A 16,867-nucleotide genomic window follows, 5' to 3' on the forward strand; every position below is an offset into this window, starting at 1 on the left:
CCTCCCATTAAATTTTGGAGAGGCATGTTACATTATATCAATTTGATTGGGTAGCCTAAGGCGCTTTCAATATAGTCTAGTTTATAACGGGGTAAATGTATTGAGAGGTTTAGGGGCAGACACACTGAAGCCCTGGGCGAAATCAATGCCTATTCTTCCAAGCTGCGCCATGGTGGCATCAGACTCTACAAACTCCGCCACCGTCGTCATGCCCATGGCTTTCGCCACTTCTTTAATTGACGCGACCATGGCCACATCGACAGGATCGTTGAGCATATCCTTTATAAAGGCACCGTCAATTTTAACAATATCCACCGGCAGGCTTTTTAAGTAGTTATATGAAGAGAAGCCACTACCAAAGTCATCAAGGGCGAACGAACATCCCAACTCTTTAAAAGACTGCATGAAACGCAAGGTGTCTTCCATTTTGATAATTGCAACAGATTCGATGACTTCAAAGCAAATTTTGTCATAGGGAATGGCATATTTGTCGAAAGCATTTAAAACAAATAACTTAAAGTCTCTGTCGGCAAGTGAGTGACAATTTAAATTAATGCTGCAGCGTTTTAAGTTAGCTAGATGTTCAGGGTTTGCATGCAAGTACTCAAAGGTATTGGAGATAACCCACTTATCAATCTTTACGTTCATTTCAAACCGCTCTGCGGTAGGGAGAAACGCATTGGGTTCAATGACTGTGCCATCGCGATCTTTTAAACGCAGTAATACTTCATAGTAAAAGCCGTCGTTTGCGCTGGTTAATGGACGCATAAGTTGGTAGTACAATAAGAAACGGTCTTCATCATGGGCGTGGTTAATGGTGGTAACCCAATCTAATTCTTTTTGGTAGCGCTGCATGCTTTTATCGTTTTTATGATAAAGATGTATTTGGTTGCGACCTTGTTCCTTTGCAAAATAGCAGGCGGCGTCTGCCATGCTTAAATATTGCTCACCGGTGGTGTCTGAATTATCGCAGACAACCATGCCAATGCTTACCCCAAGATGAAATATGCGCTTGTCCCACATAAATCGGAATTCTTGCGCGACGTTTAATAAACTCTCTGCTATTTCATGGGCTTGTTCAGGTGATGCCTTCTCAATAATAACGCCAAACTCATCTCCCCCTAAGCGAGCAAGCATCGCGCTTTCCGGTAAGGCTTTTTCTAGCAGTTGGGCAATATCTTTAATTAATGTGTCACCTGCTTTGTGACCGCAGGTGTCATTCACCACCTTAAAGCGGTCTAAATCGAGGTAAAGAATGGCTATCTCGTCAGTGCTTTTGGCCGCTAATTTGGCTTTCAGCGTATTTTCAAATTGACGTCGGTTAAATACACCGGTTAATGAGTCGTGAGTAGCCAGATATTGCAAGCTTAAATCAGACTGTTTTTTCTCGGTGACATCAATAATAGAGCCATAGAGAAAATTGCCTTCTTCAGCGGCGCGTATTTGGCAAGAAATGGAAAACCAAAATTCGCTGCCATCGGCCTTAACCCCTTTAATTTCACGCCCCATGACAATACCACTTTCTAGCAATTCGCCTACCAGCACATCTCGGTCTTCAGTATTGGCGTAAAACTGCTTGGTATTTTTTATGGTTTCTAGCATTTGCGTTTCGTCTTCAAAACCAAAGAGGGCGCACATGGCGGGGTTAACGGTTTTGATGTCACCTTCTAACGTTGAGGTATACAAGCCTTCTGCAGAATTGCGAAACAAATCGTAAAAACGATTTAAACTTGTAATGGTGGCTTCTCGCTCTAACAGCTTTTGAACATTAAAGCTGCGCTCTTTTAGCTCTACGCTAAACCCTAAACAGAGCAAGCCGATAGACAATAACGCAAGAATAAAAAAGACCAAGGGAGTGGTATAAATGAGCGTTCCCAGCAGGGTTTTTACAAATATGGCGTACAACACAGTAAAGAACAGCCACGCCATGCAAAAAATATAGCTAAGCGCTTGATTTCGCCTGTCCTTGAAGATCATCGCCAAAAGCACATGATACACCCCAATTATGGGGCACATTGCCATCAATATTAGTGAGGCGTTATAGGGGGTGCTGACCAGCGCCCAAATGGTCATTGCTAGGGGGAGTGAAAACGAGACAATGCGCAAAAAGAACGGGACTCGCACAAATAAGTTGTGGGTTACCTTCGCCAAGTTTAGGAATGTTGCGCCCAGTAAAATAGCGAATAGCGGTTCGCTGGCGTTGGTGAGCGCAGGCCAAGTAGCCAACCCTCCTTGCGCCACAAAAAAGAGCGCGAACAAAATGGCGTTATTCGTGGCTAACCAAAACCGCGCGGGTGTTCGCTGAAACAAATAAGAGAGTAAAAAATACCCCACCATAATGCCTAAAATGCCCAGTAATACACCGAGCATGACCATCATGTTTCTATCGTATTGCTGCAAGCTTTGCTTATGCCAAAGGGAAATAGGAAATTGCCTAAGCCCTTCATCTTTGACACCAATTAATAGCCTAGAGTGTTCTTGCGCGTTAAGTGAAAACGCCAACCTAATCGCAGGCAGGGGCTTATTCAGTGAATAGTCCCCTTTTCCAGCTTGATAACGATAGGACTTAATAATACGCGCATTATCGTCTAGCAAGTATATCTGTAAGTCATCAATATTTAGCCTGTCTATATTCAACACCAGTGGCACAGTGCTAAACCCGGTATTGCGTAATTCAGCAGATAACCACAAGCGGCTATTTTCAAGGGTTAACGGCAGGGTGGTAGAAAGCGCTTGGGTAGAATGAAGCACATCAAGATACGAGGCTGATTGGTGTGCCACAAAGGAGGTGCTGCTATGATTAATAACAGCAATATCGAAGCGCTCGTCGATATGAAGTTCACTGGCATGAACACGCCAAGCAGCCACACTTATTACCAAAAGAGATAATAAGAGAAACACGTTGAAAAATGCCAAAATTCCTTTTTTTATGAATGGCATAACAGCGTTCGAGGCTCCAAATAATATTAATTGCATATCGCTATACTAGCTTAACTTTAGCCCATTGTAGAAAAAACTTCTGTACCACTAGGCGTTTTCTGTTTTTAACCTATCTATGAGGTAACGATGCAGTTGCTGTGGGCTTTGACTTGCTCCTAAAGGCTCAAGCCAAATAGCTTCGCACAGCCACTCGATACACAGCAGGCAGCTGACTACTTCGTTAGACAGTGCTATTTGATACCTGTCGGCGCCCCAATCTGGCTCACCTAGGTTTAGCGCAAAACGCGCACCAAACTGTGCCACCCATTGTTGAGTTTTAAGGGGTGTTTGTGGCAAGGGCAGTGCGAGGGTTACGCCGTGTTCTGTTAATTGAATGGCGTGGGTAAGGTTGGCTGCATGTAGCGGCATGAATGTGAAACCTCGTCGGAGCTAGGGGGTAATGGGTCATTGTGAGTAAATTACATGGCAAATTTGTCGTGAAGTAAACTACCCCAAGCGAATTTGTGTATATAGTAGAAGGCGGAATAATAACACCTACAAAAAACAGCTTAGGGAGAGGTATGCTCACTTTACATCATTTAAATAATTCGCGCTCACAACGTATATTATGGCTACTGGAAGAACTTGGGGTAAGTTACCAGCTTGAACATTATCAACGAGACAGCACAACCAATTTGGCTCCAGACTCGCTTAGAGCGGTGCATCCCCTTGGCCGTTCACCTGTGCTAAGTACGCCCGACGGCGCCATTGCCGAATCGGGTGCCATTGTTGAGTACCTCGTACGTCATTATGCGTCAGAGAGCTTTTGTTCACCGACTGAAGGCGAGGCACTGCAGCAGTATCTGTTCTGGTTGCATTTTGCCGAAGGCTCATTAATGCCGCCACTGGTGGCCAATCTGGTGTTGGAAAAAGCCAGGCAAAAAGGCGCAAAACCGTTTTTCATTAAACCAATTACGAACAAGCTGGTGGATGGAATTTTAAATGCCTATTACGGGCCAAATTTGGCACAAAGCTTACGCTATGTAGAGTCGTATCTTGCCAGTCACACATGGTTTGCTGGGGACGAGCCCACGGGGGCAGATGTGCAAATGATATTCCCGCTTGAATCACTCGTGGCCAGTGGAAAGGCAAAAGATTTCGCCGCCATACAAGGTTATGTGAAGCGAGTTCATGCCCGTCCCGCTTACCAACAAGCCTTAGCAAAAGGCGGTGAATACGCCTACGCCTAGTTTTCGGCGCGCTTGTTGCAATTCTCTCGCACTAGGCTTCGCGATTAACGTAGTCGCCAATAAGCTGCATAAAGGCGTCGCCATAGCGGGTGAGTTTAGTTTGCCCAACACCACTGACATCTAGCATGGTGTCTTTGGTGGTGGGAAGCTTAGAGGCCATGTCCACTAACGTGGCATCACTAAACACCACGTAAGGGGGGACTTCATTTTCTTCCGCCAGTACTTTGCGCAAATGCTTGAGCCTCATAAAGAGGGTGCGATCATAATTACTCGGCGCTTGTTTGGCTTTTTTATCAGGCTTGAATTCTAACCTTGGCGTAGCAAGCTGAATGGCAATTTCGCCCTTCAATACAGGCCGAGCTGCTTCGGTTAACCGTAGTGCCGCGTTGGCGGTAATATCCACCCGGATAAGGCCTTTGTGAATAAGTTGATTAATGATGTTATGCCAATAACTGTCGGACTTGTCTTTGCCTATACCATACGTGGAGAGCTGATGATGTCCCGCCTCTTGCAGACGTTTAAGCTGCTTTCCTCGCAATACATCAATAACATACTGAGTAGCCGCTTGCTGTTGTAAGCGCAGTACACAGGACAACACTTTTTGACTTATCACAGTGCCATCTATCATTTTAGGTGGGTCAAGACAGATATCGCAGTTGCCACAGGCGCTATCACTGAATTGTGAAAAATAGTTCAGCAGTACTTGGCGGCGACAGGTTTGTGCTTCAGAAAAGGCTTCCATGGCAGCAAATTTTTGCAACTCAATTTGGTTTCTGTCTTCCAGTTCACCTTGGCTTATCCACTGCTTGACCCGCGCAGCGTCTTTCTCATCAAATAAGAGTAAGGCTTCCGATTCGAGGCCGTCACGCCCCGCGCGACCGGTTTCTTGATAATAGCTTTCTATACTTCGGGGAACATCATGATGCACGACGTAGCGCACGTTGGATTTGTTGATGCCCATGCCAAAGGCAACAGTTGCCACCACAATATCAATTTTGTCGGTAAGGAATTGACGCTGAACAAACTCTCGTTCATCGGTATCTAGCCCAGCATGATAGGCAGCGCACCGGAAGCCCTGACGAAATAGCTTTGCATGTAAATCGTCAACTTTCGCCCGGCTATTACAGTAGATAATTCCACTGCCATCTTGTTGTTTTACATAAGCAACGACTTGCTCGAACGCCTTATATTTCGACATGACGCGATAGCGGATATTGGGCCTGTCAAAGCTGCCCTTGTACACCAAAGGCGCGTCTAACTGAAGTTGGGTTAGAATATCTTGTTGTGTGGCTGCATCAGCAGTGGCTGTTAAGCCAATAACAGGAATATCTTTAAACCGTGACTTTATCTGCCCAAGCGCGCGATAGTCTTGTCTGAAATCGTGCCCCCAGTGCGACACACAATGTGCTTCATCTATCGCAAACAGAGAAATATCAGCGTGTTTTAAGGTTTGCTGGAAACCAAACTGAAGTAAACGTTCTGGCGATACGTAGAGCAAATCTAATTTGCCGTTAATGAGTTTATCTGCAATGTCCGATTGGGTGTCGGTCGATAGCGTTGAATTTAGGTATGCGGCGCTTACCCCAAGCGCGAGTAGTTGTTCCACCTGATCTTGCATTAATGAAATTAACGGTGACACCACGATGGTAGTGCCCTGCATCACTAACGCTGGAATTTGGTAACACAACGACTTACCACCGCCAGTGGGTAGCAATACTAAGGCATCCCCCCCGTTACAAACGTGGTGGATAACATCACCCTGTCCCTCGCGAAAAGCGTCATAACCAAACACGTCTTTTAGCACGGTTTCAGGCGTAGCGGCGGGAGGTAACGGTGAGTCTTGTGTGGTGTTGGGGATTGCAGTTGTCATAACGGGGGATTTTACGCCTTTTTCATCCAATCTTCACGGGAGAAACGTAAAAACTGGACTAAAATTCAGGATTAAAATATTCAAGTATCAATAGATAAAACAATTGGCTTGTGTGTATTGGGCTAATCTCGCTTGAGAGACGACATTAAGAAGAGGCGATTTATATGTCTGAGACACACACCCAATTAAACCCTTTGCGAGAGAAAATGATTACGCATGTAATCAGTTTGTTCCGTGATACAATGCCATTTAACCAATTGTTGGGTTTAGACTTTATCCCACGAGGTCAGGGCGTAGAGTTACATCTAGCATGGCGTGAAGCATTAACTGGAAACCCCTTGCAAAAAATCCTTCACGGCGGTGTGACAGCAAGTTTATTAGATACCGTAGGCGGCATTACTGCCATTATTGAAACTATTCATCAAACGCAAGATAGCGAGTTACTCAGCTTGCAAAAGCGGCTCGCAACAATGGGTACGGTAGATATGCGCGTGGACTACTTACGACCCGGAAGAGGCACGCATTTTATTGCCACGGCGGCGGTTATTCGAAAAGGGAGTAAATTAGCCGTGTGCAGAATGGAGCTACACAACGAAGCGGGTGATCATATCGCATTTGGTACGGGCACTTATATGTTGGGGTAGTCATCTAAATTTTTTGGAGGTGCAGTGTGGCAGAACCCTTGCCAGATTTGATTGAAGAATTTGTCACCGACAGCATGGGCGACGACCCAGCGGTTATTTTAACTGCACTAAGTAGCCAAGACACGGTTTATATTGCCTCACTTCTAGAGTCATTGCCGGTTGAGCGACGCCTCATTATTTGGGAAGGCGTGCCACGGGATAAAAAGCTTTCCGTGCTGGTGGAGATGCGTAGTGACCCCCGAGAAATTCTGATTGATGCCACGGCGCATCACGAATGGGCCTCTATTTTCTCCGACATTGACGCCGAAGACTTGCTTGAGCTTCTCGACTCATTACCCACAAAGCTGGTGGATTTAGCCTACCAAACGCTAGATAGCCAAGAAAGAAAGTACTTTCGCGAAGCTACTCAGTTCCCTGATTCGCAAGTGGGTCACTGGGTAAACCACGAACTACTGGTATTGCCAGCGAATGCAAAAGTGCGAGAGGGGTTAAGGCTTTTGCGTCGTGAATTGCCGCAACACTGTGACAGCATCTATTTGGTCAATCGCTCGGGCCAGTTTTCTGCGTTGGTCAAAGTGAACAAGCTGTTTGCAGCACAAGAACATACATCACTCGTTCAGTTAGCAGAAGAAAGCGCTGCAATATTAGATGCTACAGAAGAGGTTTCTACCGCGTCTTTGCAAGTACAGCGCTCCGGTTTGTCTGCCCTTCCTGTTGTGGATGAGAACAGCAAGCTTATAGGGCGCTTGGATATTACCTCTGCCAGTGAATTGATTAATGAGTTTTATGAGCGCCAAGTGATGGCCTCGGCAGGTATGGATGAAGATGAAGATTTATTCTCGCCGGTGGCAAAAAGTGCTCGTAATCGTGCGCTTTGGTTGGGTATTAATTTGCTAACAGCATTTTTAGCTTCTTGGTTTATCGGCCTTTTCGAAGCCACGCTGCAACAGGTTGTGGCGTTAGCGGTGTTGATGCCAGTGGTGGCCAGCATGGGTGGTATTGCAGGTAGCCAAACCCTTACGCTGATTGTGCGAGGGCTGGCCTTAGGGCAAGTTACCAGTGCCAATATACGCGCGCTTATGGTGAAAGAGTTAAAAGTGGGTGGAGTAAACGGCGTTATTTGGGCCCTTGTTATTGGGGTGGTGGCGTATTTTTGGTTTACCGATGTCTTGCTTGGTGTTGTGATTTGTCTAGCCATTTTATTCAATATAGTGGCGGCGGCACTGGCGGGGGTATTTGTGCCTGTGATTTTGGATAAGCTGAAAATAGACCCCGCCTTGTCAGGTTCAGTTATATTAACCACAGTCACAGACATCGTTGGCTTCGTGGCATTTCTCGGCTTAGGTTCACTCTTTTTACTGTAAGTGTCTTATTGCTGCTTTTATGGTGTCTTCGTTTTATTACTCGCTGGAGTTAGGCTTGTCTCAATCTGTTACTGCTACCTCTGCCGCTAAAGTCGGTGTTTTGTGTGCCATTGCTGCGTATTCTATGTGGGGTGTGGCGCCCTTGTATTTTAAACAGCTAGCGATGATCCCTGCGGCTGAAATATTGATGCACAGGGTAATTTGGTCGGCGTTACTGTTGTTCGTTTTAATTTTTGGATTAAAGCAATGGCCAAAGGTCTTTGCGGCCGTTAAAAATCGCAAAGTCATGCAGGTATTATTTGTAGCAGGCTTATTATTAGGGGCAAATTGGTTGCTGTTTATCTGGGCTATTAATAACGACCATATCCTGGATGCCAGCTTAGGTTACTACATTAATCCCTTATTAAATGTGTTCTTGGGCCGCGTATTTTTAGGAGAACGCCTTAGGCGCTATCAAAAGCTGGCAGTAGGGCTTGCGGTTATTGGCGTTGCAGTACTGGTATTTTCCTATGGGTATTTGCCTTGGATTGCACTTGTGCTGGCGTTCAGTTTTAGTATTTATGGCTTATTACGAAAAAAGGTAGCGGTAGATTCATTACCCGGTTTGTTTATTGAAACGTTAATGCTCTCGCCTTTTGCCCTCATTTATTGGCTTATGTTTGGCTCTGCATACAGTGACTTATTGAGTAATAGCATGTCATTAAATGTATTACTGCTAGCCGCGGGTGTGGTTACCACGGCGCCCCTATTATGCTTTACGGCCGCGGCGCGCCGTATCATGTATTCAACACTGGGCTTTTTTCAATACATAGGACCTACGCTTATGTTTGTTCTAGCGGTAAGCTTGTATGAGGAACCTTTGGAAGAGTCGAGGCTAGTGACATTCGGCTTTGTCTGGTTGGCGTTAGCGGTGTTCAGTGTGGACTCTTTGATGGCTTATTCTCAGCAAAGAAAGGCCAGAAAATCCCTAGAAAGGTCAACCGGCTAACGGTGTGGTGTTATAGCTTATTTGATTTCTGCCGTTATTTTTCGCGCAATACAGTTGTCTGTCGGCGGCACTAAGAAGCTCTTCAATACTTTGTGTGGTATGATCAGCAATACCGATGCTACAGGTAACATTAACCGTAGCGTCGGTAACCAAAATGGCCTGCTTTTCTAATGTAACGCGAAAAGCATCGAGTTGATCTTTGGCGTAACGACCATCATGGTAAGGGAAGTACACACAAAATTCTTCGCCGCCAAAGCGCGCAACGATGTGTTCGCTAAAGGCATCTTCTAATAGCCGCCCCACTGTCTTTAATACACTGTCTCCTGCATCATGACCATAAGTGTCGTTGATACGCTTAAAGTGATCTAAGTCGATAAGCGCAAGGGCGTGACTATTAGACAATGTTTGATGTTTGACGGTGACTGTGTAAAAAAAGTGCCGCCTGTTCGGTAGCCCAGTGAGGTAATCTGTGTTCGCCGCCCGTCGAATGGCTTCTACGCTTTCAATGTATTCCACATTTTGCATCACACGACACAAAAACTCTTCATGACAAAAAGGCAGACGTAAAAAATCGTTCGCGCCACTTTTTATAAAATGCGCCGACATGAGCATTCCCTGTCCTCCGGCAATCCCCATAATTGCCAGTTGCTCTTTTGAAAACGCCTTGCGTAGGCTGGAAACAAAATACGTGCCCGACATATCGGGTAATTGATTATCTGTAATCACAAGACGAATATGTTGATGTTGCGACAACAAGCGCATGGCGTCATGGGCAGTGAGGCAATCATATACTACAAAGTTATGACGAATAAGTAGTGAGATCATGTGCTTACGTTGCACACGATGGGTGCTGACAACGATGACGCCGGTAGATTTGTTTTTTTCTAACCGTGCCAGCAAACGGTTAAGATAGTCGTAGTTTTGCGCATTTTCTTTGGGAATGTAGTCTACAACATCTTTGGACAGCACCTTGTCGCGGGTACAGGCGTCGAGGTTTTCAGTGGTCACGATAGTCGGAATGTAAGCTTCAATGGTGAAATCTATGGCTTCACCTTGCTTGGCATCGGGCAGCACATAAGCCACAACAGCGCACAAAAATTGCTCTGGCACCCTATTGGCAAAGCGTACTTTCGCTTCGGTTAGTGAACTTGCACCCACCGGAATGAGGCCAGCCTTGCGAACAAGTTTTGAAACGATGTCTACGTTGGTGTGATTATTCTCTATCACCAGCACATGTTGCTGCATATCACTCTACTTAATCGTAGGCTGCCTTGCCAAAGGGTTACGCTTGCTCCAACTTAGCGTATGCTAGCACCAACCATTTGGTACCAAATTCATCAAAATTTACTTGTACGCGTGCGTGCTCGCCGCTGCCTTCGTAATTTAATACAATACCTTCGCCAAACTTCCTATGCACAACCCGCTGACCCAGTTGAAACCCGGTATCTTCAAAGGAGGCATGTGACGTTGCTTGGCTAAATCGACTGTGAACGGGCCGCGAAATAGTGGTGCGTAAGCGAACTTCTTCTACACAGTCTGCAGGTATTTCCTTAATAAAGCGAGACGCCGTATGATATTTATCTTGGCCATACAAGCGGCGACTTTCTGCATAGGTAATATATAACTTTTGCATAGCCCGTGTCATGCCCACATAACAGAGGCGACGCTCTTCTTCCATTCTGCCGGGTTCGTCGTTGGTCATTTGGCTGGGAAACATCCCTTCTTCTACACCGGCCATGAAAACAAGAGGAAACTCTAAGCCCTTTGCAGTATGTATCGTCATCATTTGGACTGCGTCTTGATCTTTATCGGCTTGTTGTTCGCCGGCTTCAAGTGACGCGTGGGCGAGAAAGGCGGAAAGGGGCGTCATTTCTTCCGCTTCTTCGGGCACAATAAACTGCTTACACGCCGTGACTAATTCTTCTAAGTTTTCTAATCTGGCTTGCGCTTTCTCGCCTCGCTCCGCTTGGTACATGGCATACAAGCCAGATTGACGTATAGCAACATCAGCTTGCTCTTCGAGAGGCGCTTCAGTGGTGGCCTGTTCTAGCTCGCTTATTAAGAGCGCAAAGCTTTGCATGGCATTTAACGCCCGCCCTTTTAACGCTTTTTCATTGATCAGCAATTGGCTGGCTTGCCACATAGAGCAGTTGTGCGCACGAGCCGTTTCTCGCACTTGAGACAAGGTTTTTTCGCCAATACCACGACTTGGTGTATTCACAACACGCTCAAAGGCCGCGTCATCATGCGGGTGGTTGATCATACGTAAATAACCAAGCGCGTCTTTAATTTCTTGGCGTTCGAAGAATCGTAATCCCCCATAAATACGGTAAGCGATGCCTTCGTGCAAGAGGGCTTCTTCGAGTACCCGCGACTGGGCGTTGTTACGGTATAAAATAGCGGTATCTTTTAATGCATTGCCTTGATGTAGCCAGTCTTTAATTTTAGAGACAATAAAGCGCGCTTCATCTAATTCATTAAAGCCGGCGTATACCGAGATAAGCTCGCCTTGACCGTCTTCAGTCCAAAGCTCTTTGCCCAACCGGCCGGTATTGTTATCAATGACTGTGTTAGCCGCTTTTAAGATATTGCCGGTGGAGCGGTAATTTTGCTCAAGACGAACCGTGGTTGGGTTGTCGAAATCTTTAAGGAAATGCTGAATATTGTCTACGTTAGCACCACGCCAGCCATAGATAGACTGGTCATCATCCCCCACAATCATAATATTGTTGGTGTCGCCGCTGCACAACATGCGAAGCCATGCATATTGAATGTTATTGGTATCTTGAAATTCGTCTACTAAGACTGCACGAAAACGGCGCTGATAGTGGGCTAAAACGTCTGGGTTCTTGGCCCAGAGCTCGTGCGCTCTTAATAATAATTCGGCAAAGTCGACAAGGCCTGAGCGGTCACAAGCATCTTGATATGCGGCGTATATTTCGCGCATCTTCTTTTGAATGTGATCGCCATGGGTTTCAATATGTTGCGGACGTAAACCTTCGTCTTTATTGCCGTTGATGTACCATTGCACTTGGCGAGGCGCCCAGTGTTTTTCGTCTAAATTCATGGCTTTTAAAATACGTTTAATAAGCCGATATTGATCGTCAGAATCAAGAATCTGGAAGTTTTCCGGCAAGCCTGCTTCTGCGTGGTGGGCACGAAGCAGCCGGTGGGCAAGGCCATGGAATGTGCCAATCCACATGTTGTGTAAGCTTCTACCCATTAACGATTCAATACGACCACGCATTTCTCTGGCCGCTTTATTGGTGAAGGTTACGGCTAATATGGAGAAGGGCGTGATGTTTTCGACTTCCATTAACCAGGCTATACGATGCACCAAAACACGGGTTTTACCACTACCGGCGCCTGCCAGTACAAGGGCATTTGATAAGGGCGCAGCTACCGCTTCACGTTGTTTGTCGTTGAGCTCGTCAAGCAGTCTGGATACATCCATAGTGTGATTTACCTAATTCGTTGCAATGAATAACCGCGGTATTATGCCAGCTGACTGTTAATTTATACAGTCCAGTTTTTCAACTCTCCCTTTTTCAATGCATAGTGAAAAGGCGCGGATGGCACTCGTTAGTTGTGTGTGGAATAACCTATAGCAAAGTTATTCGACAAATTGATCGAATAATACGCTTGCTGGGTAACACTTGTGTACAGCTAGCCAGTAAACTCAGGTAAAATAACGATGAATACGGGTTACGTGTTTGCGTACCGCGGTATTAGGTTAGACACTTCTTATAGGAAACGCCAATGAATGCCATGTCTGCGCCCATCGATTTTTGGACGTCGCTGAAACAAGAAGCACATAAAGTTGCAGAGAGTGAGCCGTTACTATCGAGCTATGTGCATGCCAGTGTGTTGGCACATCATAATTTTGAGTCGTCTCTGAGCTTTATTTTATCTAATAAAATGGCCGATGACGTTATGCCTGCTTTGGCCATTCGAGAGGTGTTTGACGAAGCTTATTTGCTTGAACCCGGTATCAGCGAAGCGGCCATTGCTGACATTCAAGCCATTAAGGCGCGAGATGCCGCAGTGGGTGATTACCTAACTCCTCTACTGCATTTCAAGGGTTTTCATGCGGTGCAAGTGCATCGAATGGCACACTATTTATGGCTGCATGGACGACACCAGCTTGCCTTATTTTTGCAAAGCCGTAACTCGTCGAGTTTTGGTGTAGACATTCACCCAGCCGCCCGTATCGGTAAAGGTGTTATGTTTGACCACGCCACCGGTATTGTAGTGGGTGAAACTGCAGTCATAGAAGACAATGTTTCTATTTTACAAAGTGTCACCCTTGGTGGTACCGGCAACGAATCTGGCGACCGCCATCCAAAAATTCGTCAGGGTGTCTTAGTGGGGGCAGGGGCCAAAATTCTTGGTAATATTGAAGTGGGTGAAGGTGCGAAAGTTGGCGCAGGTAGCGTGGTACTTAATCATGTGCCTCCCCATGTTACCGTTGTAGGTGTGCCAGCTAAGGTAGTGGGCAGGCCAGTATGCAAAAATCCTTGCGAGTCTATGCGGCAAAACGTGCTAGAAGACAACGTTTAAGTATTTTACCTGTGCGGCTTGACCAGTAAGTTAGGGCAAGCCTCGCGGCTAAAACGCCAGTAGTTCAGACAAATTGTCCAACACGACATGGGGCAGCACTGACACTTTCTCTAGCTGTAACGCCATGGGGCGATTACAGGCATACCAAGCCGATTGAAAGCCAGCGTTAATTGATGCATACACATCTTTTTGTAAATTATCTCCCACATGCAGAATATGCTGAGGCGCAATGCCTAGTTTGTCTGCCGCTTGTTCAAACATGACTGGTGAAGGTTTCATAGGGCGAGATAGATTGGCGTGATAAATGTCGTCAAAATAAGCGTCTATGCCTATCGCCTTAGCATTGACGTTGCCATTGGTAATAGCAACGAGAGGCATACGTTCACTTAAGGTTTTTAATGTTGTATGTATTTCTTCCGCTAACGTGAACTGGCTACGCGCGTTGTAAAAGCAGTGAAAACAGGCCATAACTGCGTCGTCTAATTTGCCTTCATCCCATGTTTGTTCCTGAGCATCGTCTGTTAACGCTTGTCGTAACACGGTGAGGCGAAGCTGCCCCATATCTGAGGCTAATTCCGGTCGCGTGGCAATAGCGCTGTTCTTAAGATGAAGCCATTGCTGTGCGGTTAGTGCTGCCGCGCGTGGGTGGTGGGTTCGAATATGTTGCTGAAGTGCCCGTTCCGCGCGTTGAATAATGGGCTCATTATTGTAAAGGGTGTCATCGAGATCAAAGGTCATGGCCTTTACGGCGTGAAGAGATCGAAAAAACTGCATAAATTACGCTGCCTTCATTATTTTTTATGTGCTCTAGGGTGCGCGGCATCATACACTTTGGCGAGGTGTTGAAAATCGAGGTGTGTATACACTTGGGTTGTTGATAAATTGGCGTGACCCAACAACTCTTGTACTGCTCGTAAATCGCCGCTAGATTCCAATACGTGTGTGGCGAAGGAATGGCGCAGTTTGTGCGGGCTGACGGTTTGTGAAAGATGTTGTTGTTGGGCGAGATGATTTAGCCGGTTTGCCACCTGTCGATTTGATATGCGGGTTTTACGTTTACTTACGAAGACAGCATTTTCATAGGGTGTTGTGTATGCAGGTCGAACTTTTAGCCACGCGTTTAACGCCCGTTGTGCTTGACGACCCAAAGGAAGAATGCGCTGTTTACTGCCTTTTCCCATTACCCTAATGGTGCCATCTTTTTGATAATCACTTAGGTTTAGACCCGTGAGTTCACTTAACCGCAAGCCACAGCCGTATAGCAACTCGAACATAGCCGCATCGCGACACGCAATGCCTTCATCGCCGCTACTTTGTGCGTCATTGCTTAACAGTTGCTGCATTTCATCAACGCTGAGTTGTTTGGGCAATGGCTTGCCTTGTTTGGGCGCTGAAACTCCTTCCACAGGGTTACTGAACAGTTGTTTTTGCTCTATAAGGTATTGGCAAAAGGTACGCAGTGCAGACAAACGAAGGGCAATACTGCGCGGCTTATGCCCAGCCAACTTGGCATTAGCCATGACACGTTTTACATCTACAGGGGTAATGCTAGACCACTCCTGAAGATGAAGTGTCTTTGCGATGTCTTGGAGTTGGCGCTGATAATTACTGAGTGTGTGAGCTGATAGGCCACGTTCCACTTGTAAGTGTAAAATAAATTTATCAAGCCAGTGTTGGCAGTTGGGACTAAGCAATGTTTCCGTTTCCACGAAAACTAATACCCCATCATCTCAGGTAAGATAATGTTTAGCACTTGCTGAAGTTGTTGCAATAACAAGGTGTCCATGTCTGGAGTAAAATGGCTGGCATCGCTACTGCTTATCCCTAAGATGCCCAAATCTTCTTGGTCACCAAGCAGAATAAGGGCAACAGATTCGGCACTGCTTTCCGCAAATAATAATTGGCGCTCATGTTGCGATAAGCGACCGAAAAAGAACGACGACGATTTAAATCGCTTCTCAGTAAACAGCCGCTTTTGTAATTCAGGAATAGCGTGAGGGCCTTTAAAACTCTTAATAACCGCTGAGGACAATTGCAACCGCTCTTGCAATACATCTTCCAGCGTAAACTGCACCTCGGCAACGCTTTCGCAGCGTAGAAGCTGAACGTTGAGGTCGGTGTAAACGCGATAAATCTTTTCGTTTTGCTTGGCAATGCTAACTAACTGCGACAGCTTAAGGTTGAGTTGGCGTACTTTCTTTCGAAGCTGTTCGCTTTGAATTTCGACTAAAGAAATACTGCCTTTCTGCGCATGGGGAATTTTAATTTTTTCGAGTAACTCAGGATAGCGTATAAAAAAATCAGGGTTTTGTGCTAAGAAGGTGTACACATCTTGCGGCGATAACGTACTGTCACCAGAAAATACCTCCACCAATGCAGAAGCGCTCGTTTGCCCTGAAATTTCACTCATAGGTTTATTTGTCCGTCGTAGACGTGTTCAGCTGGGCCTGTCATTTTTAGCACACTATCTGGGCCAGGCCAGCGGATCCTCAGTGTTCCTCCGGGTAAGTCTACCCGAACATCCTTACTTAATTTACCTTGTATTTGACCAATTGCAACTGCTGCGCACGCACCGCTTCCACATGCGAGTGTTTCACCGGAGCCCCGCTCAAATACACGTAGCCGAATATGCGACTCATTAATGATTTGCATAAAGCCAACATTCACCCTTTCAGGGAAGCGTTCATGGCTTTCAACCAATGGCCCAATATCCAGCACGTCGGCAGTATCTACGTTCTCAACTTCAATGACGCAGTGAGGGTTGCCCATGGACACCGCACCACAAAATAAGGTTTTATCATCAAGACGCAAGATATAGGTGTTTTCTTGTTTATTCGCTTTCAGTGGAATATTAGCGGGTACAAAGTCTGGTTTGCCCATATTAACGGTAACTTGCCCGTCTTTTTCTAGGTACAACACCATTTTTCCCGCTTTCGTACTCACCACAATTTTGTTGCGATTAATTAAGCCTTTTTGTTTAACAAATCGGGCAAAGCAACGTGCGCCGTTACCGCACTGTTCCACCTCAGAGCCATCTGCGTTAAAGATACGATAATGGAAATCTTGTTCAGGATCGTAGGGAGGTTCAACCATGAGAAGTTGATCAAACCCGATACCAAAATTTCGATTTGCTAACTGCTGAATTTTCTCTTTTGAGAAAAAGACGTTCTGGGTGACGTTATCAATCACCATAAAGTCATTACCCAGACCGTGCATTTTTGAAAACTGAACCTGCATTAACCGCGCATCTTTATTTTAAATTTGACCCTAGT

The 16,867-nt window shown here is 45.9% G+C and carries 14 protein-coding genes; 5 read left to right on the forward strand and 9 right to left on the reverse strand.

What is annotated here, in order from left to right; all coding sequences use genetic code 11:
* Positions 1–81: 81 nt before the first annotated feature.
* Both IUA53_RS00975 and IUA53_RS00980 read right to left on the reverse strand, forming a co-directional pair.
* Complete coding sequence (locus IUA53_RS00975; protein WP_231401228.1) at positions 82–2,868, reverse strand: EAL domain-containing protein; 2,787 nt, start codon at positions 2,866–2,868, stop codon at positions 82–84.
* A 159-nt stretch (positions 2,869–3,027) separates the two neighbouring features.
* A complete protein-coding gene (locus IUA53_RS00980; RefSeq protein ID WP_196897984.1) occupies positions 3,028–3,348 on the reverse strand; it encodes a hypothetical protein in 321 nt (106 codons plus the stop codon).
* Between the two features lie 152 nt (positions 3,349–3,500).
* Between IUA53_RS00980 and IUA53_RS00985 the strand changes: the two genes are divergently transcribed.
* Entirely contained in the window at positions 3,501–4,169 is a 669-nt protein-coding gene (locus IUA53_RS00985; protein WP_044055550.1) for a glutathione S-transferase, read from the forward strand.
* A 31-nt stretch (positions 4,170–4,200) separates the two neighbouring features.
* Here the strand turns inward: IUA53_RS00985 and recQ are convergent, their stop codons facing one another.
* The gene (gene recQ, locus IUA53_RS00990; protein WP_196897986.1) at positions 4,201–6,039 is read right to left on the reverse strand and encodes a DNA helicase RecQ; all 1,839 of its coding nucleotides are present in this window, start codon (positions 6,037–6,039) and stop codon (positions 4,201–4,203) included.
* A 164-nt stretch (positions 6,040–6,203) separates the two neighbouring features.
* Here recQ and IUA53_RS00995 point away from each other — a divergent pair, with 164 nt between their 5' ends.
* From IUA53_RS00995 to rarD, 3 genes are read left to right on the forward strand one after another with little or no spacing between them, the layout of a single operon-like run.
* Positions 6,204–6,683: a thioesterase family protein gene (locus IUA53_RS00995; protein WP_044055552.1), complete on the forward strand. Its 480-nt coding sequence runs from the start codon at positions 6,204–6,206 to the stop codon at positions 6,681–6,683.
* A gap of 26 nt (positions 6,684–6,709) precedes the next feature.
* Positions 6,710–8,047 (forward strand): magnesium transporter, encoded by a 1,338-nt coding sequence (locus IUA53_RS01000; protein ID WP_196897988.1) that lies wholly within the window; start codon positions 6,710–6,712, stop codon positions 8,045–8,047.
* 19 nt (positions 8,048–8,066) lie between these two features.
* On the forward strand, positions 8,067–9,035 hold the full coding sequence (gene rarD / locus IUA53_RS01005) for an EamA family transporter RarD (RefSeq protein WP_044445941.1): 969 nt from the start codon (positions 8,067–8,069) through the stop codon (positions 9,033–9,035).
* Here the strand turns inward: rarD and IUA53_RS01010 are convergent.
* On the reverse strand, positions 9,024–10,280 hold the full coding sequence (locus IUA53_RS01010) for a GGDEF domain-containing response regulator (RefSeq protein WP_196897990.1): 1,257 nt from the start codon (positions 10,278–10,280) through the stop codon (positions 9,024–9,026). The two genes, rarD and IUA53_RS01010, sit on opposite strands and share 12 nt — an antisense overlap.
* 37 nt (positions 10,281–10,317) lie before the next feature.
* Positions 10,318–12,489, reverse strand: coding sequence for a DNA helicase II (gene uvrD, locus IUA53_RS01015; protein WP_196897992.1), 2,172 nt, complete (start codon positions 12,487–12,489; stop codon positions 10,318–10,320).
* 305 nt (positions 12,490–12,794) lie between these two features.
* Here uvrD and cysE point away from each other — a divergent pair, with 305 nt between their 5' ends.
* Complete coding sequence (gene cysE / locus IUA53_RS01020; RefSeq protein ID WP_044055558.1) at positions 12,795–13,595, forward strand: serine O-acetyltransferase; 801 nt, start codon at positions 12,795–12,797, stop codon at positions 13,593–13,595.
* 48 nt (positions 13,596–13,643) lie between these two features.
* Here cysE and IUA53_RS01025 read toward each other — a convergent pair whose 3' ends face one another.
* Genes IUA53_RS01025 through dapF form a run of 4 tightly spaced genes read right to left on the reverse strand, consistent with a single transcriptional unit; the run spans position 13,644 to position 16,832 of the window.
* Positions 13,644–14,369, reverse strand: a complete 726-nt coding sequence (locus tag IUA53_RS01025; protein ID WP_196897994.1) for an HAD-IA family hydrolase — start codon at positions 14,367–14,369, stop codon at positions 13,644–13,646.
* Between the two features lie 17 nt (positions 14,370–14,386).
* Positions 14,387–15,304, reverse strand: coding sequence for a tyrosine recombinase XerC (gene xerC / locus IUA53_RS01030; protein WP_196897996.1), 918 nt, complete (start codon positions 15,302–15,304; stop codon positions 14,387–14,389).
* 5 nt (positions 15,305–15,309) lie between these two features.
* The gene (locus IUA53_RS01035; protein WP_196897998.1) at positions 15,310–16,005 is read right to left on the reverse strand and encodes a DUF484 family protein; all 696 of its coding nucleotides are present in this window, start codon (positions 16,003–16,005) and stop codon (positions 15,310–15,312) included.
* Positions 16,002–16,832 (reverse strand): diaminopimelate epimerase, encoded by an 831-nt coding sequence (gene dapF / locus IUA53_RS01040; RefSeq protein WP_044055562.1) that lies wholly within the window; start codon positions 16,830–16,832, stop codon positions 16,002–16,004. Before dapF ends, IUA53_RS01035 begins: the two co-directional genes overlap by 4 nt.
* Between the last annotated feature and the right edge of the window lie 35 nt (positions 16,833–16,867).

Source organism: Alteromonas sp. B31-7 (assembly GCF_015767655.1).
Taxonomy (GTDB): domain Bacteria; phylum Pseudomonadota; class Gammaproteobacteria; order Enterobacterales; family Alteromonadaceae; genus Alteromonas; species Alteromonas australica.